This is a genomic window from Pseudomonas segetis (genome assembly GCF_900188155.1).
GTDB lineage: Bacteria > Pseudomonadota > Gammaproteobacteria > Pseudomonadales > Pseudomonadaceae > Aquipseudomonas > Aquipseudomonas segetis.
This window is the reverse complement of the sequence record NZ_FZOG01000001.1, coordinates 833,321-857,412: the sequence shown is the minus strand read 5'-3', so window position 1 is coordinate 857,412 and position 24,092 is coordinate 833,321. Positions and strand designations below refer to the sequence as shown.

The 24,092-nt window shown below is 57.6% G+C and carries 21 protein-coding genes; 7 read left to right on the top strand and 14 right to left on the bottom strand.

Going from position 1 to position 24,092, the window contains the following annotated elements:
• Positions 1-13: 13 nt before the first annotated feature.
• From CHB79_RS04010 to ggpS, 5 genes are all read left to right on the top strand, one after another.
• On the top strand, positions 14-370 hold the full coding sequence (locus CHB79_RS04010; protein WP_089358956.1) for a 4a-hydroxytetrahydrobiopterin dehydratase: 357 nt from the start codon (positions 14-16) through the stop codon (positions 368-370).
• A complete protein-coding gene (locus CHB79_RS04005; RefSeq protein ID WP_089358955.1) occupies positions 367-1,566 on the top strand; it encodes an amino acid aminotransferase in 1,200 nt (399 codons plus the stop codon). Before CHB79_RS04010 ends, CHB79_RS04005 begins: the two co-directional genes overlap by 4 nt.
• Before the next feature lie 144 nt (positions 1,567-1,710).
• Positions 1,711-3,042 (top strand): DUF2254 domain-containing protein, encoded by a 1,332-nt coding sequence (locus CHB79_RS04000; protein WP_010483412.1) that lies wholly within the window; start codon positions 1,711-1,713, stop codon positions 3,040-3,042.
• A 169-nt stretch (positions 3,043-3,211) separates the two neighbouring features.
• The gene (locus CHB79_RS03995) at positions 3,212-4,483 is read left to right on the top strand and encodes an MFS transporter (RefSeq protein WP_010483410.1); all 1,272 of its coding nucleotides are present in this window, start codon (positions 3,212-3,214) and stop codon (positions 4,481-4,483) included.
• A gap of 161 nt (positions 4,484-4,644) precedes the next feature.
• Positions 4,645-6,927, top strand: a complete 2,283-nt coding sequence (gene ggpS / locus CHB79_RS03990) for a glucosylglycerol-phosphate synthase (protein ID WP_089358954.1) — start codon at positions 4,645-4,647, stop codon at positions 6,925-6,927.
• A gap of 57 nt (positions 6,928-6,984) precedes the next feature.
• On the opposite strand, the gene CHB79_RS03985 is transcribed toward ggpS, so the two are convergent.
• From CHB79_RS03985 to zwf, 5 genes are all read right to left on the bottom strand, one after another.
• Entirely contained in the window at positions 6,985-7,401 is a 417-nt protein-coding gene (locus tag CHB79_RS03985) for a VOC family protein (protein ID WP_089358953.1), read from the bottom strand.
• 18 nt (positions 7,402-7,419) lie between these two features.
• Complete coding sequence (locus tag CHB79_RS03980; RefSeq protein WP_089358952.1) at positions 7,420-7,848, bottom strand: YciI family protein; 429 nt, start codon at positions 7,846-7,848, stop codon at positions 7,420-7,422.
• Positions 7,849-8,127: 279 nt separating this feature from the next.
• Positions 8,128-8,799, bottom strand: a complete 672-nt coding sequence (locus CHB79_RS03975; RefSeq protein ID WP_176443123.1) for a bifunctional 4-hydroxy-2-oxoglutarate aldolase/2-dehydro-3-deoxy-phosphogluconate aldolase — start codon at positions 8,797-8,799, stop codon at positions 8,128-8,130.
• Positions 8,800-8,832: 33 nt separating this feature from the next.
• A complete protein-coding gene (gene pgl, locus CHB79_RS03970) occupies positions 8,833-9,546 on the bottom strand; it encodes a 6-phosphogluconolactonase (protein ID WP_089358951.1) in 714 nt (237 codons plus the stop codon).
• Positions 9,533-11,002 carry a glucose-6-phosphate dehydrogenase gene (gene zwf, locus CHB79_RS03965; protein ID WP_089358950.1) on the bottom strand — a complete coding sequence of 490 codons (1,470 nt, stop codon included), beginning with the start codon at positions 11,000-11,002 and terminating at the stop codon, positions 9,533-9,535. The genes pgl and zwf overlap by 14 nt, the downstream gene beginning before the upstream one ends.
• Before the next feature lie 187 nt (positions 11,003-11,189).
• Here zwf and CHB79_RS03960 point away from each other — a divergent pair, with 187 nt between their 5' ends.
• Complete coding sequence (locus tag CHB79_RS03960; protein ID WP_176443138.1) at positions 11,190-12,044, top strand: MurR/RpiR family transcriptional regulator; 855 nt, start codon at positions 11,190-11,192, stop codon at positions 12,042-12,044.
• 39 nt (positions 12,045-12,083) lie between these two features.
• On the opposite strand, the gene CHB79_RS03955 is transcribed toward CHB79_RS03960, so the two are convergent.
• From CHB79_RS03955 to edd, 9 genes are all read right to left on the bottom strand, one after another.
• A complete protein-coding gene (locus tag CHB79_RS03955) occupies positions 12,084-13,307 on the bottom strand; it encodes a maltoporin (RefSeq protein WP_089358949.1) in 1,224 nt (407 codons plus the stop codon).
• 197 nt (positions 13,308-13,504) lie between these two features.
• On the bottom strand, positions 13,505-14,668 hold the full coding sequence (locus tag CHB79_RS03950) for an ABC transporter ATP-binding protein (RefSeq protein WP_089358948.1): 1,164 nt from the start codon (positions 14,666-14,668) through the stop codon (positions 13,505-13,507).
• Positions 14,669-14,696: 28 nt separating this feature from the next.
• Entirely contained in the window at positions 14,697-15,533 is an 837-nt protein-coding gene (locus CHB79_RS03945) for a carbohydrate ABC transporter permease (protein ID WP_089358947.1), read from the bottom strand.
• Positions 15,526-16,434 (bottom strand): carbohydrate ABC transporter permease, encoded by a 909-nt coding sequence (locus CHB79_RS03940; RefSeq protein ID WP_010483393.1) that lies wholly within the window; start codon positions 16,432-16,434, stop codon positions 15,526-15,528. The genes CHB79_RS03945 and CHB79_RS03940 overlap by 8 nt, the downstream gene beginning before the upstream one ends.
• Positions 16,435-16,553: 119 nt before the next feature.
• On the bottom strand, positions 16,554-17,807 hold the full coding sequence (locus CHB79_RS03935) for an ABC transporter substrate-binding protein (protein WP_089358946.1): 1,254 nt from the start codon (positions 17,805-17,807) through the stop codon (positions 16,554-16,556).
• A gap of 127 nt (positions 17,808-17,934) precedes the next feature.
• Positions 17,935-19,413 (bottom strand): ATP-binding protein, encoded by a 1,479-nt coding sequence (locus CHB79_RS03930; protein WP_425439563.1) that lies wholly within the window; start codon positions 19,411-19,413, stop codon positions 17,935-17,937.
• On the bottom strand, positions 19,382-20,116 hold the full coding sequence (locus tag CHB79_RS03925) for a response regulator (RefSeq protein WP_010483386.1): 735 nt from the start codon (positions 20,114-20,116) through the stop codon (positions 19,382-19,384). The genes CHB79_RS03930 and CHB79_RS03925 overlap by 32 nt, the downstream gene beginning before the upstream one ends.
• A 45-nt stretch (positions 20,117-20,161) precedes the next feature.
• The gene (locus tag CHB79_RS03920; protein ID WP_089358944.1) at positions 20,162-21,121 is read right to left on the bottom strand and encodes a glucokinase; all 960 of its coding nucleotides are present in this window, start codon (positions 21,119-21,121) and stop codon (positions 20,162-20,164) included.
• On the bottom strand, positions 21,118-22,944 hold the full coding sequence (gene edd / locus CHB79_RS03915) for a phosphogluconate dehydratase (protein WP_089358943.1): 1,827 nt from the start codon (positions 22,942-22,944) through the stop codon (positions 21,118-21,120). The genes CHB79_RS03920 and edd overlap by 4 nt, the downstream gene beginning before the upstream one ends.
• A gap of 132 nt (positions 22,945-23,076) precedes the next feature.
• Between edd and gap the strand changes: the two genes are divergently transcribed.
• A complete protein-coding gene (gene gap, locus CHB79_RS03910) occupies positions 23,077-24,081 on the top strand; it encodes a type I glyceraldehyde-3-phosphate dehydrogenase (protein ID WP_089358942.1) in 1,005 nt (334 codons plus the stop codon).
• Positions 24,082-24,092: the final 11 nt, after the last annotated feature.

Sequence of the window (24,092 nt, the reverse complement as noted above, 5' to 3'; positions counted from 1 at the left end):
TCAAGGAGTCATCATGACTGCTCTTAGCCAAGCCCATTGTGAAGCCTGCCAAGCTGGCGCCCCCCAGGTATCGGATCAGGAGTTGCCGGAGTTGCTCAAGCAAATCCCGGATTGGAACATCGAAGTCCGTGACTCGATCATGCAGCTGGAAAATGTCTATCTGTTCAAGAACTTCAAGCATGCACTGGCCTTCACCAATGCCGTTGGCGAAATTTCTGAAGCCGAAGGTCATCATCCTGGCTTGCTCACCGAATGGGGCAAAGTGACAGTGACCTGGTGGAGCCACTCGATCAAGGGCCTGCACCGTAACGATTTCATCATGGCTGCCCGTACCGACGAGGTCGCCACACACGCCGAGGGCCGCAAGTGAATCACTTTGCGTCCATCGCCCGCGTACCCGGAGACCCAATCCTGAGCCTGATGGAGGCCTACCGCGCCGACAACCGTCCGGAAAAACTCGACCTTGGCGTTGGTGTCTATAAGGACGGCCAAGGCCTGACGCCTATTCCCAAGGCGGTCAAGCTCGCGGAGCAGCGCTTGATTGATAGCGAAACAACCAAGAGCTATGTCGGCGGTCACGGTGATCCAGTGTTTTGCCAACTGCTGGCAGAATTAGTCCTCGGCACTGACAGCCAGGCGCTGGCCGAACAGCGCGTCGGCGCCACCCAAACCCCTGGCGGCACCGGTGCATTACGTCTGGCAGCAGACTTCATCAGCCATCACCTGGCCGGGCGGGGCATCTGGTTGAGCGACCCGACCTGGCCGATCCACGAAAGCATCTTTGCCGAAGCAGGCCTTGAAGTCAGCCATTACCCCTATGTCGGCGCGGATAACCGCCTGAATGTCGAGGCGATGCTCACGGCCCTGGGCCAAATCCCGCAAGGCGACGTGGTGCTCCTGCATGCCTGCTGCCACAACCCCACTGGCTTCGACCTGAGCCATGAAGACTGGCAACGCGTACTCGAAGTGGTCAAGGCCCGGGAGCTGCTGCCACTGATCGATTTTGCCTACCAGGGCTTTGGCGAAGGCCTCGAGCAGGATGCCTGGGCAGTTCGACTGTTCGCTCAAGCGCTACCGGAACTGCTGATTACCAGTTCTTGCTCGAAAAACTTTGGCCTGTATCGCGAGCGCACGGGCGCGTTGCTGGTTTGTGCGGCGGACACTGAGAAGCTCGTCGATATTCGCAGTCAACTGGCGTTTCTGGCGCGCAACCTATGGTCGACACCACCGGCCCATGGTGCAGCCGTGGTCGCTATCATCCTGGCCGATCCGGAACTGAAAGCAATCTGGAGCCATGAGTTGAACAGCATGCGTGAACGAATTGCCAGCTTGCGCGAGGGCTTGGTCAACGCACTGGAACCCCACGGATTGGCGCAGCGCTTTGCGCATATCAATCAGCAACGCGGCATGTTCTCCTACACCGGCTTGACACAATCGCAGGTCACGCGGCTTCGCGAAGCGTTCAGCATTTATATGGTCGGTTCAGGTCGAGCCAATGTCGCCGGAATCGATGCCGAGCGTTTCCCGCAGTTGGCGCGGGCCATTGCCCAGGTCTGCACCGAATGACCGCCCTGGCCGCTTGGCAACGCTGCCAAGCGGCCAGCCAACAAGGGTCCGGCACATCGAAACAGCTCGTGAAGCTGCATTTATTGTTTTATGGCCCAAGCCTACTTTAGCTATAGTTCGGTGACTGTCTGATAAGGAACGCCAGTGATCAGTCCATCGAACATCCTCTTTCGCGTCTACCAGCGAACCATTCATAGCCTGGCCTTCTATCCCACGCTGATTGCCTTGGGCTTTGTCCTGGCCTGCCTGCTGAATATCTCGATCGAATACCAACCCTGGCTGATGGAGCTCAAAGCTAAATTTGACATCGGCCTGGTGCGCAATGCCGATAACGCCCGGCTGATTCTCGGCACCCTGGTCGGCGGCCTGGTATCGCTGATGGTATTTAGTTTCTCAATGGTGATGGTGGTTCTCAACAATGCAGCCTCGGTGCTCTCTCCCCGCGTCCTTCCGGGGCTGGTAAGCAGCAAGAGCCACCAGAAAACCCTTGGTTTCTACCTGGGCACCATCATCTATGCACTGCTGCTGATAACCACCATTGAGCAAAATGGCAGCGACAAAGTCCCCAGCCTTGGCGTCCTTATTACCCTGGCGCTGGGAATTGCCTGCCTGGGGTTGTTCGTTTACTTCATTCGCTCAATTTCACAGTCGATCCAGGTCGAGCACATCCTCAGCAACCTTTATCAAGTGACGCGCAAAAAACTGGAGTCTCGCATCTGCAAGATGGCGGCACAGAGCCCGGCGCCAAAGTGGCCCAATGACCAGAAGTGGCAGCAGATTCGCTCTGAACGCAGTGGTTACTTCAAGGAAATCAACGCAACAATGGTCAATGAACTGCTCTGCGAGCATGACCTGAAAATGACCATTCAGGTGCATCGCGGTTTTTTCGTCATGGAAGGACATCCACTGTTCAAGCTCGACCGCAAGGTCGACGAAGCACTGATAAACCAGTTACTCGATTGCTTCGACTTTTTTATCGAGGAGTACCCCAGCACCCATTACTTGTTTGGCTGCAAGCAGATATCCGAAATTGCAGTAAAGGCACTTAGCCCCGGGATCAACGACCCAGGCACTGCGATCAAGTCCATCGACATGCTCAGCGTGCTTTTAAGCCAGCGCCTGAACCTGCCCGCCTTTGACTTCAGCGAGCTCGAAGACGAGCCGCCGCGCCTGTTCCTCAATGAGCTATCACTGGACCAGTTGCTGCAACAGGTCCTCGGCCCCATTCGCACCTATGGCGCTGCTGATCCCAGCGTATTGGTCAGCTTGCTCCAGGCCTTCAAGAACCTGCTTCACCAAAACCCCAAGGCTGAGTACAAAGTGCAGCTTCTGCGCCACGCCCGTAGCGTTATTGAAAGCGCTGACGAACATTTGACGACGCCGCGAGACCGTGAAGAAATCAACGATTTTATCGAGCGAATCAATAGTGCAGCCAAGGAGAGCCTGCCTGCACTGTCGCGGATAAAAACGCCTTAGCCCGCACAAAACCGCACCAACCCGGTGCAAGCCTGCTTCATGAAAAATTAAATAAAATTTTTTAACCGCAATTAATTCATATAAATCAAGAGCTTAACAAAACAAATCAAAAGTTAGTGGCGCGCTTTGTGCTTGCTATCTTAGGACTAGTTCCATAGGGTAGATCGCCATGTGGTCCCTTATTGCCCCTATCAGCTCACTGCTGAGCGGGGTCGCGTTACTCCTGCTCGGCAATGGCCTGCTCAACACTCTTCTGACCCTGCGCGGCGTAGCCCAAGGCTATTCCACCGGGATGCTCGGGCTGATTATGTCCGGGTACTTTGTCGGCTTTCTCCTCGGCACCTGGCTGGCGATCCCGCTGGTACGGCGCATTGGACATATCCGTGCGTTCGCGTTTTGTGCTGCATTGGCAGCCATCACCGCCCTGCTCCATGTGCTGATTGTCAACCCTTGGGTCTGGCTCGGCCTGCGAGTCATCTATGGCCTGGCGCTCGTCAGCCTGTACATGGTTATCGAAAGCTGGCTTAACGCGCAGGTGCCCAATGACAAGCGCGGCACCGTATTCGCGATCTACATGGCGGTCAATTTGGGCGCATTGGCAGCGGCGCAACAGTTGCTGAACCTGGCCGAACCAACCGAGTTTCTGCTGTTCGCCCTGGCAGCGATTCTGATCAGTGCAGCATTGATGCCGATCACCCTGACCCGGCAAATTCAGCCAACGGTGCCTGAAACCCTGCACACAGATGTTCGCCAGATCGCCAGAATCGCGCCTTTGTCGATCGCCGCCGCGGGCTTGTCTGGCTTGGCCCTGGGGGCCTTTTGGGGCATGGCGCCGGTGTACGCCAACCTCAGCGGCTTCGACGCCAGGGGCGTCGGCCTGTTGATGAGCAGCGCCATTCTTGGCGGCGCATTATTGCAACTGCCCATTGGCCGTTATTCGGACAAGCACGACCGTCGCCTGATCATGTTCTGGGTCGTTACGCTGGCCGTGGCAGTCGCCCTGCTGATGAGCTTCATGCCTGCTGGCCCATTGCTGTTGGGCTTGATGTTTATTTGGGGTGGCCTGGCGTTTGCCATCTATCCCATTGCAGTTGCACAGCTGATCGACCAGTTGCACAGCGACGAAATCCTTGCAGGCTCAAGCAGCTTGTTGATGGTCAACGGTATCGGCTCGGTTTGTGGCCCGCTCCTTGCTGGTGTTCTGATGCAGCACCTGGGCGCCCACGCCTTGCCACTGTACTTTGCGGTAGTACTGGGATTACTGGCCGCCTACGCACTTTACCGCCTGCGCCATGTCACTGACCTGGTCAGCGGTGATCAGGCGCACTTCGTGCCCATGCTGCGCACCAGCCACACTGTATTGGAGCTCATGCCTGATACACCGCCGGCCGACCTGGACTCAGGGACCAACAACGCAGGCCCGGAACCCGAATCACCGTAGCAGCAGGCACGTCCTGTTGCTGCATAACAACAAAGGCAGTCACCCACGATGTGGATGCAACTGCCCGAAACGCAGAGCCTGCTGCCCCAACAACAGGCTCAAGCTCGTCGGCTGATGTCGGCGCGTCAACTGCACCCACTATATGGACAGGGAGACAGCGCATGCTACTTGCAACCGATCTTGACGGTACTTTTCTTGCTGGCGATCCAGAGGATCGTTTAAGCCTTTACCAAACCATTGCCGCCCACCCAGAAATCAAGCTGGCCTATGTCACCGGGCGCAGCCTGGAAGCGGTATTGCCCTTGCTGGCGGACCCGACACTGCCACATCCCGACTACATCATTGCCGATGTTGGCGCGACCATGGTCCATGGCGACAGCTTGCAACCCATTCAACCCTTGCAAAATGCCGTCGATGCCCTCTGGCCAGGTGAAAGCCAGGTCGCAAGCGCCATCGAGGGCTTCAACCTCGAGCGCCAGGACGTGCCGCAAGTCCGTCGCTGCTCCTACTTCTGCACCCCCGAGCAAGCCGCAGCGCCAGAGCTGCAAGCCGTTGCCGACTCGCTGGGATGCGACCTGCTCTACTCCGCAGCCCGCTACCTCGACTTTTTACCCAAAGGCGTGAACAAGGGCAGCAGCCTCGAAGCATTGGCAGCCTGGCTTGAACTGGATGACGACCAGGTCCTGGCCGCTGGCGACACACTCAATGACCTTGGCATGCTCGACACCAAGTTTCACGGTGTCTGCGTGGGCAAGTCCGAACAGGCCTTGCTCGACGCCACCTTGCACCACTCACGCACCCTGCATGCGCAACGCACCGGTTGCGGCGGGATTCTCGAAGCATTTGCCCACTTTGGCTTTCTTGGCGAGCACGGTATAGCCGCGGAAAAGCGCCAAGCCGCACAACCGGGCAAATCCGAGATGGTCATGGTTTATCACCGCCTGCCCTATGAAGAATATCGCGGCGCCGACGGCAAGCTGCAGCGCCGCCGGCCAACGTCTCCCAATGGGATCATTCCCACTCTGTTGAGCTTCTTTGGTGACGGCCGTCCCGGCTCCTGGGTCGCCTGGGCCATCCATGAAGGCGATGAGCAAGAACCCTTTGAAACCCACACCACGGTTGATGCCGAGCGCTATCCAAAGCTCAAGGCTGCGCGGGTCGCACTGACCAAGGAAGAAGTCGATATCTTCTACAAGCGCTTCTCCAAGGAAGCCTTCTGGCCAACGTTGCATACCTTTTGGGAGCGTGCAACCTTCCGCGAAGATGACTGGCAAGTGTTCCTCAAGGTCAACCGGGCCTTTGCCGAGCGCACCGCCCTTGAAGCGGCCGAAGGCGCAACGGTGTGGCTGCACGACTACAACCTGTGGATGGTGCCGGGCTACCTGCGTGAACTGCGCCCAGACCTGAAGATTGCCTTTTTCCACCATACCTACTTCCCTTCGGCTGACGTGTTCAATGTGCTGCCATGGCGTCGCCAGATCATCGGCAGCCTGTTGCAGTGCGACTACATCGGCTTCCATATCCCACGCCAGGTTGAGAACTTCGTCGATGTTGCGCGTGGCGTAACGCCGCTGCAGACGGTCAGCCGCCAGAACTGCGCACCACGCTTTATCACCTACGGCTGCGCGGTTGGCCTTGAGCGCATGACCACTGCCGTCGACACCGGCAGTCGCACGGTCAAGCTCGGCGCGCATCCAGTTGGCCTGGACATCGACCGGGTACGCAGCGCGCTGGACAATCCGAAAATTCGCGAAATGATGGCGCGCCTGCGTGAAGAACTCACCGGCATCAAGCTGATCCTCTCGGTCGAACGCCTCGACTACACCAAGGGCATCCTGGAAAAGCTCAACGCCTACGAGCGCCTGCTCGAGGAAAATCCGGAACTGCTCGGCAAGGTCACGCTGGTCACCGTTTGTGTACCTGCCGCCAAGGAGATGACCATCTACGACGAACTGCAATCGCAGATCGAACAGGCAGTTGGCCGCATCAATGGTCGCTTCGCCCGCATAGGCTGGACGCCGTTGCAGTTCTTCTTCCGCAGCTTGCCATTTGAAGAAGTCAGCGCCTGGTATGCCATGGCCGACGTGATGTGGATCACTCCGCTGCGCGATGGTCTCAACCTGGTTGCCAAGGAGTTTGTCGCAGCCCAGGGCCTGCTTGGTGGCAGTGGCGTGCTGGTGCTTTCCGAATTTGCTGGCGCTGCCGCCGAACTCAAGGGGGCGCTGCTGACCAACCCCCATGATCCGGCCGACCTGACCAGCACCTGCTATTGGGCACTCAACTTGCCAAAAGTCGAGGCGCAAGCGCGATTGCGCGAGTTGTTCGATATTGTCAGCTACAACGACATTCGCCGCTGGGGCGACGAGTTCCTTGGCGCAGTGGCCGAGGCACCGCTTGAGGTGGAAAAGCCTGATAATGTCAGCTCGATTGGCCTGGCCTCTTAATTTGCCTGAAGCCTGAAAATGCCCGCTACAACCCTGCAGTTGTAGCGGGCATTTGCTTTACTCGCTGACCTCGCAGTTAATCAGCCAGGGCACCCCAAAGCGATCCTTGACCGAACCAAAGCGAGTCGCCCAGAAGGTTTGCTCGAAGGGCATTTCGATGGTCCCGCCCTGGGCCAGGGCATTGAAGATCCGCTCGCCCTTTTCGATGCAGTCCAGATTAATGGCCACCGAATTGCCTCGGATGCCTTCGTAAGGACTCATGGGGCATGCATCTGAAGCCATCAGGACCTGATCACCCACGACCAGGCGCGCATGCAAAATACGCTCAGCGAGTTCGGGCGGAACATCCCCCGCCTCAGCAGGCATCTCGGAAAAACGCATGAGAGCCTCAACCTTGCCGCCCAGGCAGTCGGCATAAAAGTTGAAAGCCTCTTCGCAGTTACCATCAAATGTCAGGTAGCTATTAATTTTCATCGTTCACTCCCAATCAATTCACTTGGCTTTTTGCTCGATCTGCTCGCGCAGACGTCGCTCTTGCTCTTGCAGTTCCGGGGTAAATTCCTCGCCAAAATCCTCGGCCTCGAATATCGGGCGGATTTCGATCTCAGAATCACTGACCATAGGGTTCGGGCAACGCTTGACCCAGTCGATGGCCTCTTGCATGGAAGCCACATTGAATATCCAGAACCCGGCGATCAGTTCCTTGGTTTCCATAAATGGACCATCGACCACAGTACGCCGATCACCTGAGAACTGAACACGCACGCCTCTGCTGCTCGGATGCAAACCTTCACCTGCGAGCATCACACCCGCCTTGACCAACTCTTCGTTGAAATTACCCATCTGCTCAAGCAAGGCTTCAGAGGGCATCTCACCTGCCTCCGACTCGGGACTGGCTTTGACTATCACCATGCAACGCATAACAAACTCCTTATTATTTTCGGCTTCACTGTGCAGTAGTCGAACCGGCGCACGGCAAATCGACAGGTCCCGAAAATTAATTTCATGCAATGCTGGCTGGACGCTCAAGCGCAGACGAAAACGCAGCGAGCATCACGACAAAGAGGGTTGTTTAAGCGATGCGCTGGAACAGTCGAATGACCATAGAAGAGAGATGCAACCGTCGCCAGAGAAGTCGACTGGCGGTGAAGCTGAAAAACAGCGGGTCGACTGGTTGCCAGGCGACCCGCAGACCACGACCTAGCTTGCCAATAGCGCCAAAGCCTCTGCGCTGGCTTGCTCAACCCGCGCCCAGTCTCCGGCCTTGATCCAGGCACTGTCGAGCATCCAGGTGCCGCCCACGCACATCACGTTAGGCTGGGCCATGTAGCTTTGTACATTCGCCAGGCTGACACCGCCCGTCGGGCAGAAGCGCACGGCCGGAAACGGCCCGCCAAGGGCCTTGAGTGCCGCAGTACCGCCGCTGACTTCAGCCGGGAACAGCTTGAAGCGACGATAGCCCAGGGCATAGCCCATCATGATCTCCGAGGCACTGGCGATCCCCGGCAACAGTGGAACATCGCTGGCAAGGCTTGCCTCGAGCAACTCGGGGGTACAGCCGGGCGTCACAATAAATTGCGCGCCAGCCGCTTCAGCCGCTGCAAGCATGTCGACATCAAGCACCGTGCCGGCACCCACCACCAAGTCCGGACGCGCTTCACGCAAGCGGCGAATGGCGGTCAGGCCATGCTCCGAGCGCAGCGTAACTTCAAGCACGCTAAGCCCGCCTGCGGCCAATGCATCAGCCATCGGCAAGATATCTTCCTCGCGGGAGATGGTGATGACCGGCATTACCTTCGCTTGCGCGCAGATGGCATCGATTTGCGCGATCTTGGTCACCATTCGCTGCTGATGGGTTTCGTGAGTTGTCATAACCAAAGGTCCTTAAAAACTAGAGCTACCGGGCTATGGGCACCAGTAAATTTCAAGAGGAGATTGCAAAAAAGCACGCACCGGCATAAGCGCCACCGCATCAGGCTGCAACGCTTGCTTCAGCGTCGCCAGCTTGTTCTTGCCCTGCATGGCCAACACCTTGTGCCTGGCTGAAGCGAGCAACGCCAAGCTCATGGTCAAGCGCTGATGCGGCACAGTCGGAGCGAGCATTGGCAAGCAACGTCGCTCGGTATCTGGCGCCAGCGCCTCAGGCAGGTTGGGACTTTGAGGAAACAGGGACGCGGTATGGCCGTCATCCCCCATGCCCAGCACCAACACGTCTATCGACGGTAGTTCCTTCAGCGCCTGGTCGGCGGTAACCGCCGCCTCTTCAACCGAAGCGGCGCTGGAGTACAGGCCGAACATCCGGGCGGAAGCCGCTTGTCCTTGCAGCAGATGGCGACGCACCAGGCCTTCATTGCTGTCGGCGTGGCTAGTCGGCAGCCAGCGTTCATCAGCCAGGCTGACCACCACGCTGGACCACTGCAACGGCTGCTTGGCCAAGGCCTCGAAAAAGGCAACCGGACTGCGACCGCCCGACACCACCAATGTCGCCCTGCCCTGTTCAGCAATGGCTGAACGCAAGGCATCGGCAACGTCGGCGGCCAGCTTATTGGCCAGTTGCGTGGAATTGTTAAGACTGTGCGCCACAACGCCAGCCGGTAACTGCAGGTCAGAGATCGCCATACCAAGCCTTTCCATCACGAGTAATTAGGGCGATTGAAGCCATTGGCCCCCAAGAGCCTGCGGCATAGGGCTTGGGCTTATCGCCAAGACGTTTCCAGCCATCAATCAACTGGTCGCACCAGAGCCATGCGTGTTCGATTTCATCTTTGCGCACGAACAGATTCTGATTGCCGCGCATCACCTCAAGCAACAAACGCTCATAGGCATCGGGGATGCGCGCACTTTGATAGGTGTCCGAAAAACTCAGCTGCAAGGGCCCGCTGCGCAACTGCATGCCTTTATCGAGGCCTTGATCCTTGGTCATCACCTGCAGGGAAATTCCCTCGTCAGGCTGCAGACGGATAATCAGTCGATTGCTGATCAGCGGCCGTTGTTCGGCGGCAAAGATGTAATGCGGCGGCTCTTTGAAATGAATCACGATCTGTGACATTTTTTCCGCCATGCGCTTGCCGGTGCGCAGGTAAAACGGCACGCCCGACCAGCGCCAGTTGCGGATATCGGCACGCAATGCAACGAAGGTTTCGGTATTGCTCTCGGTGTTGGAGTTTTCTTCTTCAAGGTAACCAGGCACAGCCTTGCCAGCACTGTTGCCGGCCACATACTGACCGCGCACAACACGCTGGCTGAGCTGCTCGGCGGTAATAGGCTCGAGAGCCTTGAGCACCTTGACCTTCTCGTCACGAATGCTGTCGGCAGACAAGTCGCTGGGCGGGTCCATGGCGATCAGGCAAAGCAGCTGCAACAGGTGATTCTGGATCATGTCACGCAGCTGGCCAGCCTGGTCGAAATAGCCCCAGCGGCCTTCAATGCCGACTTTCTCGGCCACGGTGATTTCAACGTGGGAAATGTGATTCTGATTCCACTGGGTCTCGAACAGACTATTGGCGAAACGCAGTGCGATCAGGTTCTGCACGGTTTCCTTGCCCAGGTAATGGTCAATACGGTAGATGCGAGTTTCCGGGAAGTACTGCGCCACCGCATTGTTGACCTCACGCGAGGAAGCCAGGTCATGGCCAATGGGCTTTTCCAGAACCACCCGCGTGCGGTCCACCAAACCCACTCGCGCAAGATTTGCACAAATGCTGCCATACACCGATGCAGGCGTTGCAAAGTAGGCAATCAGGCATTTGTCGCCGGCCACCTGCCCAGCCAATTGCTGGTAATCATCGGCCTGCAGGAAATCCATTCGCACATAGCTTAAGCGTGCAAGGAAGCGCTGCATGACGCCTTCATCAAGGTTCTTTGCGTCTATATAGCCGCGCAGGGCATTTTCAATCGTGGCGATATACTGCTGGGGCTCGCCGGCGTCGCGCGCCAGCGCCAGGATTTGCGTGTCGGCGTGCAACAAATCAGCCTGATCCAGTTGAAAAAGGGCTGGAAACAGCTTGCGCAAGGCCAGATCACCCAGCGCACCGAACAAAGCAAAGGTACAAGGTTCAACAGTTATGCTTGGCATGATATATGTTCTTCTATCAACTTCAGCGAGAAACACCCTGCTGGGCATACTACACCGCAATATGTCGTAATAAAAACAACATTTATCGGAAATTAACAGAACAAGTGGTGACAATCAGGGCCGATCAGTACGATAGGCCTGCATTTTCGTCGGTTGCCTGTCTGCATAAGGAACAAAAATGGATCGCGTGCGAAACCTACTGGAGCAAATCCAAACCCGCCTCGACAGCCTCAACAAGGCAGAGCGCAAGGTTGCCGAAGTGATTTTGCATAACCCGCAGCAGGCGACACGCTTGAGCATAGCCGCGCTCGCCCAGGCAGCCTCGGTCAGCGAGCCAACGGTCAATCGCTTCTGTCGCTCATTTGGCGTTAACGGTTATCCTGAGCTGAAAATGCAGCTCGCCCAGAGCCTTGCCAGTGGCGCCGCCTACGTCAGCCGGGCGGTTGAAGCCGATGACGGCCCCGAAGCCTATACCCGCAAAATTTTTGGCAGCGCCATTACCTCGCTCGACAGCGCCTGCCAGTCACTCGACCCACAACTGATCAGCCGCGCCGTTGACCTACTGATCCAGGCCCGACAGATCCATTTCTTTGGACTTGGCGCCTCCGCACCTGTCGCACTGGATGCCCAACATAAGTTCTTCCGCTTTAACCTCGCGGTAACCGCCCATGCCGATGTCTTGATGCAGCGCATGCTGGCCTCGGTGGCGCATACCGGTGACCTGTTCGTCATCATTTCCTACACCGGGCGCACCCGCGAACTGGTTGAAGTCGCCCGCATTGCCCGGGACAAAGGCGCCTCGGTATTGGGCCTGACCGCTGCCAACTCACCATTGGCCAAGGCCAGCACCCTGAGCCTGGACATCCCCCTGCCCGAAGACACCGACATCTACATGCCGATGACCTCACGCATCATCCAATTGACCGTCCTTGATGTGCTCGCAACCGGCGTGACCCTGCGCCGTGGCGTCGATTTCCAACCCCATCTGCGCAAAATCAAGGAAAGCCTCAACGCCAGTCGCTACCCAGCGGATGAAGATTAAGCGCAGTGGCGGTCCAGGCAGCCTGAACCGCCGCCGGGCCTACTTCCACCAATATTCGACCTGAACCCCAAAGTTCGAGCCATGCCGGGCGTTATCAAACACGCCCGAGTCAGATAACGCCGAGCCGGCAGCCATCTGGCTTGCCGCACGTTGAGCCGCTTCGTTCCAGCTGGCATAGGTGTAATACAGGCGAAACTCCGGGCGCGCCCAAAACCCCGGGCCAGCCGGTGACCAGGTTGGTGCAACGGTAAACTTGGTCAGCTTGCGCGTACCATCCGCTGCATCGACCTGATCGCGTCCCAGCTCACCGACCAGCTTGAATTGATCGGTGAACGCATAAGTGGTGCGCCCACCAACCGACAACCAGTCCTGATCATCACTGTCGGGGCGAATATCCTTCTGGTACACCACTTCGACCTGGCCACCCAGACGTGGCGTTATCTGCCAGTCAAAGAACTCGACCAAACGGTAGCTCTTGCTGTCGCGATCAAGCCCGACATCACCAGTGGTCCCCAGCCCGGTGCCTGGCCCCTCGCCGTATTGCAGGGCAAACTTGTTGGTGCCACCCAGAAACAGCTTTTGTACATGCTGTCCGGTAATGGCCCAGCCACTGCTGCTGTCACCGCGATCCGGGTTGTCGATATAGCTGTAGCCCACTTCGACCTCTCCGCCCGGATTGGTCTTGAAACCGCCCACGTTGAAGTCATGGCGGGTGGTGTAGTCATCCTGAAAGTAGCTGTCCTTGCGGGAGAAGACGTAGCTGTACTTGAGATCGCCAATGACCATTTCATCGACGCCGAAGCCGGTCGCGCTCTGGTTCCAGTAATAGAAGTCAGAGATATGAATGTCATTACGCTTGTAGAAACGGCGCCCCGCCCAGAGCGAGCCGCCATTGAGCGCGGGCATATTGCTCCACTCTGCGTACATCTGGTTCATCCGGGCAAAACCATAGTCACCGGTGAATTTGGGCGTGTGGCCATATTCGTTGTACAACTGAGCCATGCCTTCGACACTCAAGGTGGAACCGTCGTCAAGACTCAGCAAGTCCTGGCGCAAGTCCAGCTCCGAATAGGTTTCGCACTCGTTACCCAGGCGATACTTGGACTGCGCGCCCGGCAACTGGAAACACGACTGGCTTCCTCCGTTTTCCGAGCTTCCCGCGCCGCTGCGCACATAACCGCTGAACTCCAGCGCGTCGGCCGTCATTGGCATAGCCAAATAACTCACCGCTAGCGCAAGGCTGATACGTGTTGCTGCTCTCATTTCAACTCCAATTATTTTTATTGTTAAGTCCGAAAAGGCTCAGCTCAGGTGACGAAACAAGGCAGCCGCCACTTAAACTGCTAAGGGTGATATCCCTATGCACGCACAGCTCCAGCAACCGGGCTCAAGAACCCGGTTGAACATCATCAAAATGCAATGAACCTGGCCAACGGCCAGAGGCTGTTAAATCGCCACGGCTAAAGGCTTCTCAGGCGCGTGACATTGCTGGCTGACTGAGCCGTTGTGGCTGACAAAGGACGAAGACGCTCGCCGCTGTTGGCGTCAAACAGCATGATTTTTTCCGGATCGAGTTGCAGTTCGATAACCTGGCCGACACGGGGCGCGTCATCAGGCGACATGCGACAACACACCTTGGTTTGATTGAGCGTGACAAAGACCAGGGTGTCCGGACCGGTCGGCTCGATAATCTCGACTTCGGCGGCAATCGGCACCAGTCCCGGCGTCCCGGCAGTGGTCTGGATCTGCTCGGGCCTGACACCCAGGATAACTTCGCGCCCCTCGACGCCTTCGGCCATCGCCGCCAACGGCAATGCACAGCTGAGCTCAGCCTTTTCACCGCTGCACAATGGCGCAAACAGTTGGTTGCCAGCAGGCTCGAGCTTTACCGGAATAAAATTCATCGGCGGCGATCCAATGAAGCTGGCTACAAACAGGTTGGCAGGATCGTTGTAAATCTGCTGCGGTGTGCCGAACTGCTGAATGATGCCCTCCTTCATCACCGCCACCTTGTCACCCAAAGTCATGGCCTCGATCTGATCATGGGTGACATACACCGTGGTGGTCTTGAGACGCTGGTGCATCAGCTTGATTTCGGTACGCATCTCGACGCGCAGCTTGGCGTCCAGGTTGGATAAAGGCTCATCGAACAGGTAGATTTTCGGGCGTCGCGCCAAGGCACGCCCCATGGCTACGCGCTGTTGCTGGCCGCCTGACAGTTGCCCAGGCTTGCGCTTGAGCAAATGCTCGATTTGCAGCAGCCTGGCGACCCGGGCGACTTCCTCATCAATCGCCTCAGGCGCCATCTTGCGCATCTTCAAGCCGAAGGCAATGTTGTCGCGAACGCTCATGGTCGGGTACAGCGCATAGGATTGAAACACCATGGCGATGTCGCGATCCTTCGGGCTCATGCCGCTTATATCAGCGCCTTCGACCAGGATTTCACCGCCGCTGATGCTTTCCAGACCCGCAATGCAGTTCATCAACGTGGACTTGCCGCAACCAGAGGGCCCGACCAGGATCAGGAACTCACCCGAATCGATTTTCAGTTCAATATTCTTCAGCGTATCGGCCAGACCACTGCCGTAGCTCTTGTGTACCTTGCGTAGTTCAAGCGTTGCCATCTTTGTCTCTCCGGTCGAAAGCGACCTGTTAGCCTTTCACCGCGCCGGCTGTTAGCCCGCGCAAGAAGTACTTGCCAGCCAGCACATAGACCACCAGCGTGGGTAGTCCGGCGATCATCGCGGCCGCCATGTCGACGTTGTATTCCTTGGTACCCGTGCTGGTATTGACCAGGTTATTGAGCGCCACCGTAATCGGTTGGGTATCACCACTGGCGAACACCACGCCAAACAGGAAATCGTTCCAGATCTGGGTGAACTGCCAGATCAGGCAAACCATGATGATCGGCACCGACATCGGCAGCAGGATGCGTCCGAAAATGGTGAAGAATCCGGCGCCATCCAGACGCGCAGCGCGCACCAGGGCATCCGGCACGCTGACGTAGTAGTTGCGGAAGAACAAAGTGGTAAAGGCAATCCCATAGACCAGGTGCACCAACACCAAGCCGCTTGTGGTGTTGGCCAGACCCAGCTTGCCAAGGGTGAATGAGGCTGGCAGCAACACCACCTGGAACGGCAGGAAGCAACCAAACAACAACAGGCCAAAGAACAGTTGCGAGCCTTTGAAACGCCACATCGCCAGCACATAACCATTGAGCGCGCCAAGCAAGGTGGAGATCAGCACCGCTGGAACCGTGATCTTTACCGAGTTCCAGAAAAAACCGCCAAGACTGTCCCAGGCCTTGACCCAGCCAATTGCGGTAATCACATCCGGCCAGGACAGCAGGTTGCCACTGCGTATATCTTCAGGCGTCTTGAAACTGGTGAGCAGCATGACGATCAGCGGCACCAGATAAACCGCGCAGGCCGCGAGCAATGTTGCGTAGATCGCCAAGCGACTGAAACTGAGCTTGTTTTGCTTAATCATGGCGCTTGCCCCGCAACTCGGAATACAGATAAGGCACCAGGATCGCCAGCACCGCACCCAGCATCAGAATCGCACTGGCCGCGCCAAGACCCATCTGGCCGCGAGTGAAGGTATGGGCATACATGAACATTGCCGGCAGGTCGGACGAATAACCGGGGCCACCAGCCGTCATTGATGCGACCAGATCGAAGCTCTTGATCGCGATGTGCGAGAGGATCATGACCGCACTGAAAAACACCGGGCCAAGGCTCGGCAGCACTATGCGCAGGTAGATATTCGGCAAGCTGGCGCCATCGACTTGCGCGGCGCGAATGATCGATTGATCAACCCCGCGCAGCCCGGCCAGAAACAACGCCATCACAAACCCCGAGGCCTGCCAGACAGCGGCAATCACCAGGCAATAGACCACCCGATCGGTATCCACCAGCCAGTCGAAGCGAACCCCTTCCCAACCCCAGTCGCGCAGCAGCTTGTCCAGCCCCAACCCCGGGTTGAGCAACCACTTCCAGGCCGTGCCTGTGACAATCATCGAGATCGCCATCGGATACAGGAAAATAGTGCGGATAAAGCCTTCACGGCGGATACGCTGGTCAAGCAAGACCGCAAGCAAAACACCAAGGATCAGGCTGATGCTGATGAACAAGCCTCCAAACAGCATCAGGTTCTTGCTCGCCACCCACCAGCGATCGTTATCCATCAACCGCTGGTATTGCTGCAAACCCACCCATTTGTAGCTGGGCATAAAGCGCGAACTGGTGAAGGACAACAAAAAGGTCCAGAGGATGTAACCGTAGAAGCCAACCAGCACAATCAACATGGTCGGTGCCAACACCAGCTTGGGCAGCCAGCGCTGTAGCGCATCCAGTGGTGAAACTTTGCTCGTAATTGCTACTGAGCTCATACAGGCCTCTCAAGCTAAGACAAAATCCGGGCAAAGCGCTGCCGCAATGCCCGTGAAGGCACTGGAAAGCGCTTTACATGAGATCCCTGAAGCTGCCGGCGTACCGGCAGCCGGGTTATTTACTGAACCGCCTGGATGGCTGCAGCCAGTTGTTGCGCAGCCTTCTTCGGGTCCGCGTTGGCGTCGTTGAAGAAGTTGGTCACCACATCAAAAACCGCGCCCTGCACATAGCTTGAAGCCGCCATGCCATGGGCCAGGCTTGGCTGAAGACCACCATTGCCGGCCGCTTCCTTGAAGTCCTTCATTGACGCCTGAGCGCAGCTGTCGAAGCTGCTCATGTCCATGTCCTGACGCACCGGGATCGAGCCTTTGTTCTTGTTGAAGATGGCCTGGAATTCCTTGCCCATGACGATCTCGGCCAGGTCTTCCTGGGCCTTGCGGTTGTCCGCATCGGCCAGCTTGAACATGGCCAGCGAATCGATGTTGTAGGCAAAGCTGCCCTGGGTGCCGGGAAATGGGATGCAGCTGTAATCCTCACCGGCAATCTTGCCAGCAGCGGTCCATTCGCTCTTGGCCCAGTCGCCCATGATCTGCATACCGGCCTTGCCGTTGATGACCAGACCCGCCGCAGCGTTCCAATCGCGCCCTGCGGCGTTGGCATCAATGTAGCCGTGCAGTTTTTTCAAGGTGGCGAAGACTTCAACCATCTTGTCACCGGTCAGGACCGCTTCATCTTGATCGACAAAGGCCTTGCGAAAATCAGCGGGGCCGAGAATGGCGAACGCCAAATCCTCGAAGACGGTGCCGTCTTGCCATGGCTGACCGCCGTGGGCGATGGCGATAAAACCTGCAGCCTTGAGCTTGTCCGCAGCAGTGAAGAGTTCATCAAGAGTGGTTGGCGGCTTCGCACCGGCCTTGGCAAATACCTCGGGATTGATCCAGAGCCAGTTAACCCGATGCACATTGACCGGCACGGCAACGTAATCACCATCGTATTTCATGATGTCAGCCACTTGCGAAGGCAATAGCTCGTCCCATTTCTGACGCTTGGCGACCTCATTCAAATCAGTCAGCAAGCCCAGCTCGCCCCACTCTTGAATGTCCGGCCCCTTGATCTGCGCAGCAGCAGGTGGATTGCCAGAAACGGCGCGGGTCTTGAGTACGGTCATGGCCGCCTCACCACCGCCACCGGCGACCGCGAAGTCTTTCCAGGTGTGGCCTTTGGCTTCAACCATTTGCTTGAGGGTATCGGCGGCACGCTTTTCACCACCCGAGGTCCACCAGTGCAGCACTTCTACTTCACCGGCGTGGGCAGCAAACGGAATCAGTGAGGCAAGGTAAACAGCAGTTGCCAGGCGAGAGATAACTTTCATCAACAGTACCTTTCTTGTTGTTATTCGCGGACAAGTCTGACGCTTGTGCTGCCATGGATACTAACCAAGGCATCAGCGAAAACGGGTAACGAAGGGATATAGAAACGTCACAGGATGGTTACAAAACCTAATCGGCAAAGCGCGGCAGATACAGCGACACACGCAAGCCGCCATCGCGCAGGTTTTTCAGGGTCACCTCGCCACCATGGCTGTGGGCGATGTTGCGCGCGATACCCAAGCCAAGACCATAACCCTGCTGCTGCGCGGACAGGCGAAAATGCGGCTCGAACACATACTCCAGTTGCTGCTCTGGCACGCCGGGGCCCTCGTCATCCACATGCAGGGCAAAGGCGGTCTGGTCATCTTCGATATGCAAGTGCGCCCGCTGGCCATACTTCAAGGCGTTATCGACCAAATTGCCAATGCAGCGCTTCAAGGCCAGGGGCTTTCCCGGATAGCTAGACACTGTTTGCCCGGTCAGCGTCACCAGGCCATTGCCAGCTGGCGCCAGGTATGGCTCAACCACGCAATTGATCAGGTAATCGAGATCTATCGGCTCGATGTTCTCGTGAATATCAGTGTCCTTGACGCACTGCAAGGCACCCTTGACCAACAGTTCAAGCTCATCAAGATCGCGGCGGAATTTTGCCTGCACCTTCTCGTCATCGAGCAACTCCACACGCAAGCGCAAACGGGTAATGGGCGTGCGCAGGTCATGGGAAATCGCACTGAACAGCTGGCTACGCTCTCGCAGGTAACGACCAATACGCTCGCGCATGGTATTGAACGCACGACTGACCTCGACCACCTCGCTACCGCCCGCCTCCTTAAGGGGCTCGACCTCGGTACCCAGGGACATTTCACGCGCAGCCACAGCCAGGTGTTTCAGCGGACGGCTTTGCCAATGCACCATCAGGCCGATGAGCAGCAGCAAGAACACACTGGTCAGAATGATGAACCAGAGCTGCTGTGCAGGCAGCCCAGGCTGCTCAAGGCTGACATAGGGCTCGGGCATCAGTGATGCCAGGTACAGCCACTCCTGCGGGCCGATCCGGATCTGGGTGACCAGCACCGGCGGATTCATGGGTTCCAGGCTCAAGGCATAGTGGGCCCAGGAGCGCGGCAGCTCATCAAGCTTTACCGCATTATTGAAAATACGCAGGTCATTGGGACTGACAAACTGTACCGACACATCGAGGTCGTGCCCCAGGCGCTCACGCAAGGTTGCATCCACGGCATCGAGCACCGCACGCTTGCGCGGCGTGACGGGCAACACATCCATGCTCAGCGGCTTGTCGTTGAGCGAGACGAAAAAGCGGGTCCCGCCCATGTTGCGCAACTGATCAAGCACCATCGGCCGATAGCCCAGCGGCAAGGAGCGAAAATAACTGACGCTGGCGGCCATTGACTGCGCCAGGCTGCGCGAGCTGGCAACCAGGCCTTCAACCTGGCTGGCACGCAACTGTGAAACCCAGATAAAGCTCGACAGCGCCTGGGCGATCAAGACCACCAGCAGGGTCAGCACCAGCATCCTGGCCAGCAGCGAGCGCGGCACCAGCCTGGCGAACAGGCGCTTAATGACCATGGCCCTGGTGCGGCTCGACATTGGCAGCCAGCAGGTAACCGCTACCGCGCACCGTGCGAATCAGTCGCGGGGGCTTTTCTACATCGCGCAGGCGCTGGCGCAAGCGACTGACAGCCATGTCCACAATGCGCTCCAGCGGCATGACTTCACGGCCCCGGGTGGCATTGCCAATGGTGTCGCGATCAAGGATCTGTTGCGGGTTATCGAGGAACAGTTTGAGCAGGATAAAATCTGCCCCGGAAAGAATCACCTCTTCACCATCGGCATGAAACAAGCGATGACTGACCATATCCAGTCGCCAGTCATCGAACGCCAGCACCTCGGCACCGCGCTCCTGACTGAAGTTGACCCGGCGCAACAAGGCCTTGATCCGTGCCAGCAGCTCGCGCGGACTAAAGGGCTTGCCCAGGTAATCATCAGCGCCCAGTTCAAGGCCAATCACCCGGTCAGCCTCGTCCGAACTGGCGGTCAGCATGATCACCGGGACATGGGCAAAACGCTGATGCTCTCGGACCCAACGACACAGGCTGAAGCCATCCTCATCGGGCAACATTACATCCAGAATCACCAGGTCGGCCGAATCGGCTGCAAGCCGCTGGCGAAAGCCCGCACCGTCGGCGACCGCACACACCTGGAATCCGGCGCGACTCAAATAGGTTTGCAGCAGTTCGCGAATTTCCTGATCGTCGTCAACCAACAAGATCGACTTTCCACTCTGACTCAAGACATGGCCCTTTTATTCTTATCAATCACCGCCTGCAGCGGCCAATCAGCCCTGGTTCTGTTGCTGCAGCGCAACACCTGCGCCCATCAACCCCGGGTACTGCGCTGTGACCAGCCAAACCGGAATCCCGGTAAAGTAATCGCTCATGCAGCCCTTGTCGCTGAAACAGCGCGCAAAACCACTGTGGCAAAAGAACTCGGCAAACCTGGGCACAATCCCACCGGCAATATAGACACCACCACGTGCCCCCAGACTCAGCACATTGTTGCCTGCAGCGCGACCCAGCCAGCAACAGAACTGCTCGAGCACCGCGCTTGCCGTGGCGTCGCCAGCCAATGCCGCAGTGGTAATCTCTGCCGGACCGAGTAATTCCGGCGCGACGCCATCGAGCTCGCACATGGCGCGATAAAGCACCAGCAAACCATTGCCGCTAAGCACATCCTCCGCCCGCACGTGACCCAGTTGCCTGTACAACACTTGCCACAGCTGCGCCTCACGCGCACTGCCAATGGGCAGGTCTACATGCCCGCCTTCGCCGGCAAGTGCTGTCCAGCTTCCATCGGCTTGCGCCAGCAATGTGCCAACCCCCAGGCCGGTGCCTGCACCTATCACCACAAATGGGCGGCTGGCATCCGACTCCCCGGGACATACCTGCAGGCCTTCGCCTTCAGCCAAACGGGTCATGCCCAGCGCCATGGCGGAGAAATCATTGATCAACAACAACTGGTCGATCTGCAAGCGCTGGCAAAACCCATCGCGGTTGATCCGCCAATGATTATTGGTAAAGCGAAACTGCGCATCGCTGACCGGCCCGGCGCAGGCCAGGCAGACCGCACCAAGCGAGCCTGGAGCCACGCCTTGTTCGTCAAGATACTGCTCGATCGCCGCCTCAGGTGTGTCGAAGTCGGCCGTGGCCAGCACGGATACCGACTCCAATTGCTCATCGCGCCACAAGGCAAAGCGCGCATTGGTGCCGCCAATATCACCGACCAGCGCCAACTTCACTTAAGCGACTCCAGGCTTTCAGTGAAGGCACTGGCGCCCTGCTCCGCCGTACTGAATGAGTGACGCATAAAGGTGAACAGCTCACGGCCACATCCTTCGCCACTTGCAATCGAAGGGCTCGCCAATTCACGGGCAGCCAGCGCTTTATCCTCGACCAACACTTGCAGTTCGCCGGTATGACCGTTGACCCGGATAATATCGCCATCGCGCACACGCGCCAGCGGGCCGCCATCATAGGCCTCGGGGCAGACATGAATCGCCGCCGGGATTTTGCCCGAGGCCCCCGACATGCGACCGTCAGTCACCAGCGCAACTTTAAAGCCGCGATCCTGCAACACGCCAAGGAACGGCGTCATCTTGTGCAATTCAGGCATGCCATTGGAGCGCGGCCCCTGAAACCGCATCACCGCCACCATGTCATGTTCGAGCTCGCCAGCCTTGAAGGCATCCGCCAGCTCCTGCTGGTCCTCGAATACCCGCGCTGGCGCTTCCACCACCTGATGCTCAAGGGCAACTGCCGACACCTTCATCACGCCACGTCCCAGATTGCCCTCCATCAACCGCAAGCCACCTTCGGCCGAGAACGGATTGGCCACTGGACGCAATACCGTTTCGTCATGGCTCTTGCTCGGGCCATCGCGCCACACCAGCTTGCCATCCTCAAGGAAAGGCTCCTGGGTGTAACGGCTCAGGCCATGACCGGCAACAGTGTTGACGTCTTCATGCAGCAATCCGGCCTCAAGCAACTCACGGATCAGGAACGACATGCCGCCAGCCGCCTGGAAGTGATTGATATCGGACTTACCATTCGGATACACATGGGCCAGGGTCGGCACCACGGCTGACAGGTCCGCCATGTCCTGCCAGGTCAGCATGATCCCGGCCGCACGGGCAATCGCGGGCATATGCAGGGTGTGATTGGTCGAGCCGCCGGTGGCACTCAAGGCCACAATAGAATTGACCAGGCAACGCTCATCAACAATTTCGGCCAGCGGCATGAACTGCCCGCTTTGCTTGGTCAACCGGGTGATTTGCCGAGCCGCCTCGACGGTCAGCGCATCACGCAGGGGGGTATTGGGATTCACGAAGGAAGCGCCCGGCAAGTGCAAACCCATCACTTCCATCAATAACTGGTTGGTGTTGGCGGTGCCGTAAAAGGTGCAGGTACCGGGGCTGTGATAGGCGCTCATCTCGGCCTCAAGCAACTCATCGCGAGTGGCCTTGCCTTCTGCATAGCGCTGGCGCACGTCTGCCTTTTCCTTGTTCGACAAGCCAGAAGGCATGGGGCCTGCCGGGACAAACAGGGTCGGCAGGTGGCCAAAGCGCAATGCGCCCATCACCAGGCCTGGCACAATCTTGTCGCAAATCCCCAGGCACAGCGCGGCATCGAACATATTGTGCGACAGCGCCACGGCCGTCGACATGGCGATGACTTCGCGACTGGCGATGCCCAGCTCCATGCCAGGCTCGCCCTGGGTAACGCCATCGCACATGGCTGGCACGCCACCGGCGAACTGGCCAACCGAGCCGACATCGCGCAGGGCCTGCTTGATTTGTTCCGGATAGCGCTCATAAGGCTGGTGCGCCGAGAGCATGTCGTTGTAGGCGGAAATGATTGCCACGTTGGCAGCATTCATCAAACGCAGGGCTTGTTTGTCATCGCTGCCGCAACCGGCAACGCCGTGAGCAAAGTTGGCGCATTGCAATTTGCCACGCTGCGGACCATCGCTTGCAGCAGCTCGGATCATCGCCAAATAACGTTCGCGAGTAGCTCGGCTGCGGGCAATAAGGCGATCAGTTACCTCTTGGACACGGGGATGCATGTGATTGACTCCAGGCTAGCGGGCAAATTTATTTGTACCTTTAACAAAATATTGCCACTTAAAAGGCTTGATTTCTACATTCACGGGAATAATCTTGTAATTCCAACAACAAAATTATTAACGGACAGCATTATGACTCTGCGTATCGCTATCAATGGCTTTGGCCGCATTGGCCGCAACGTGCTCCGCGCGCTGTACACCCAGGCCTATCGCCAGAATATCCAAATCGTAGCTATCAACGACCTTGGTGATAGCGCTATCAATGCTCATTTGCTCAAATACGACAGCGTGCATGGCATCTTTGCCGGTGATGTTGAGTTCGATCAGGAAAGCCTGACTGTAAACGGTGACCGTATCGCTGTCAGCGCAATTCGCAACCCCGGCGAACTGCCATGGAAAAAACTGGCAATTGATGTGGTGTTTGAATGCACGGGCCTATTTACGACACGGGATAAAGCCGCCGCACACCTCAGTGCCGGCGCGCGCAAAGTGATTATCTCCGCACCCGCAAAAGGCGCTGATGCAACCATAGTCTACGGGGTCAACCAGGGTATTTTGCGCCAGTCCCACCAGATTATCTCCAATGCCTCCTGCACCACTAACTGCCTGGCACCTGTTGCTCACGTACTGCACCGCGAACTGGGTATCGAACAGGGGCTGATGACCACCATCCATGCCTACACCAATGACCAGAACCTGTCGGATGTCTATCACAGCGACCCGTACCGCGCCCGCTCGGCCACCCAATCGATGATCCCAAGCAAGACCGGCGCAGCCGAAGCGGTGGGCCTGGTACTGCCTGAGCTGGCAGGCAAGCTGACAGGCATGGCCGTGCGGGTTCCCGTGATCAATGTATCGCTGGTCGACCTGACACTCACCCTTAGCCGCGAAACCAGTGCAGAAACGGTTAATGCCTTGATGAAAAACGCCAGCGAAAACTCAACTGTGCTCGGCTACAACAGCCTGCCATTGGTGTCATGCGACTTCAATCATAATCCGCTTTCGTCGATTTTCGATGCCAATCACACCAAGGTCAGCGGAAAAATGCTCAAGGTCATGGCCTGGTACGACAACGAATGGGGCTTCTCGAATCGCATGCTCGATACCTGCATGGCCCTGTGCAATGCACCGCACTGAGTGGAGCCAAC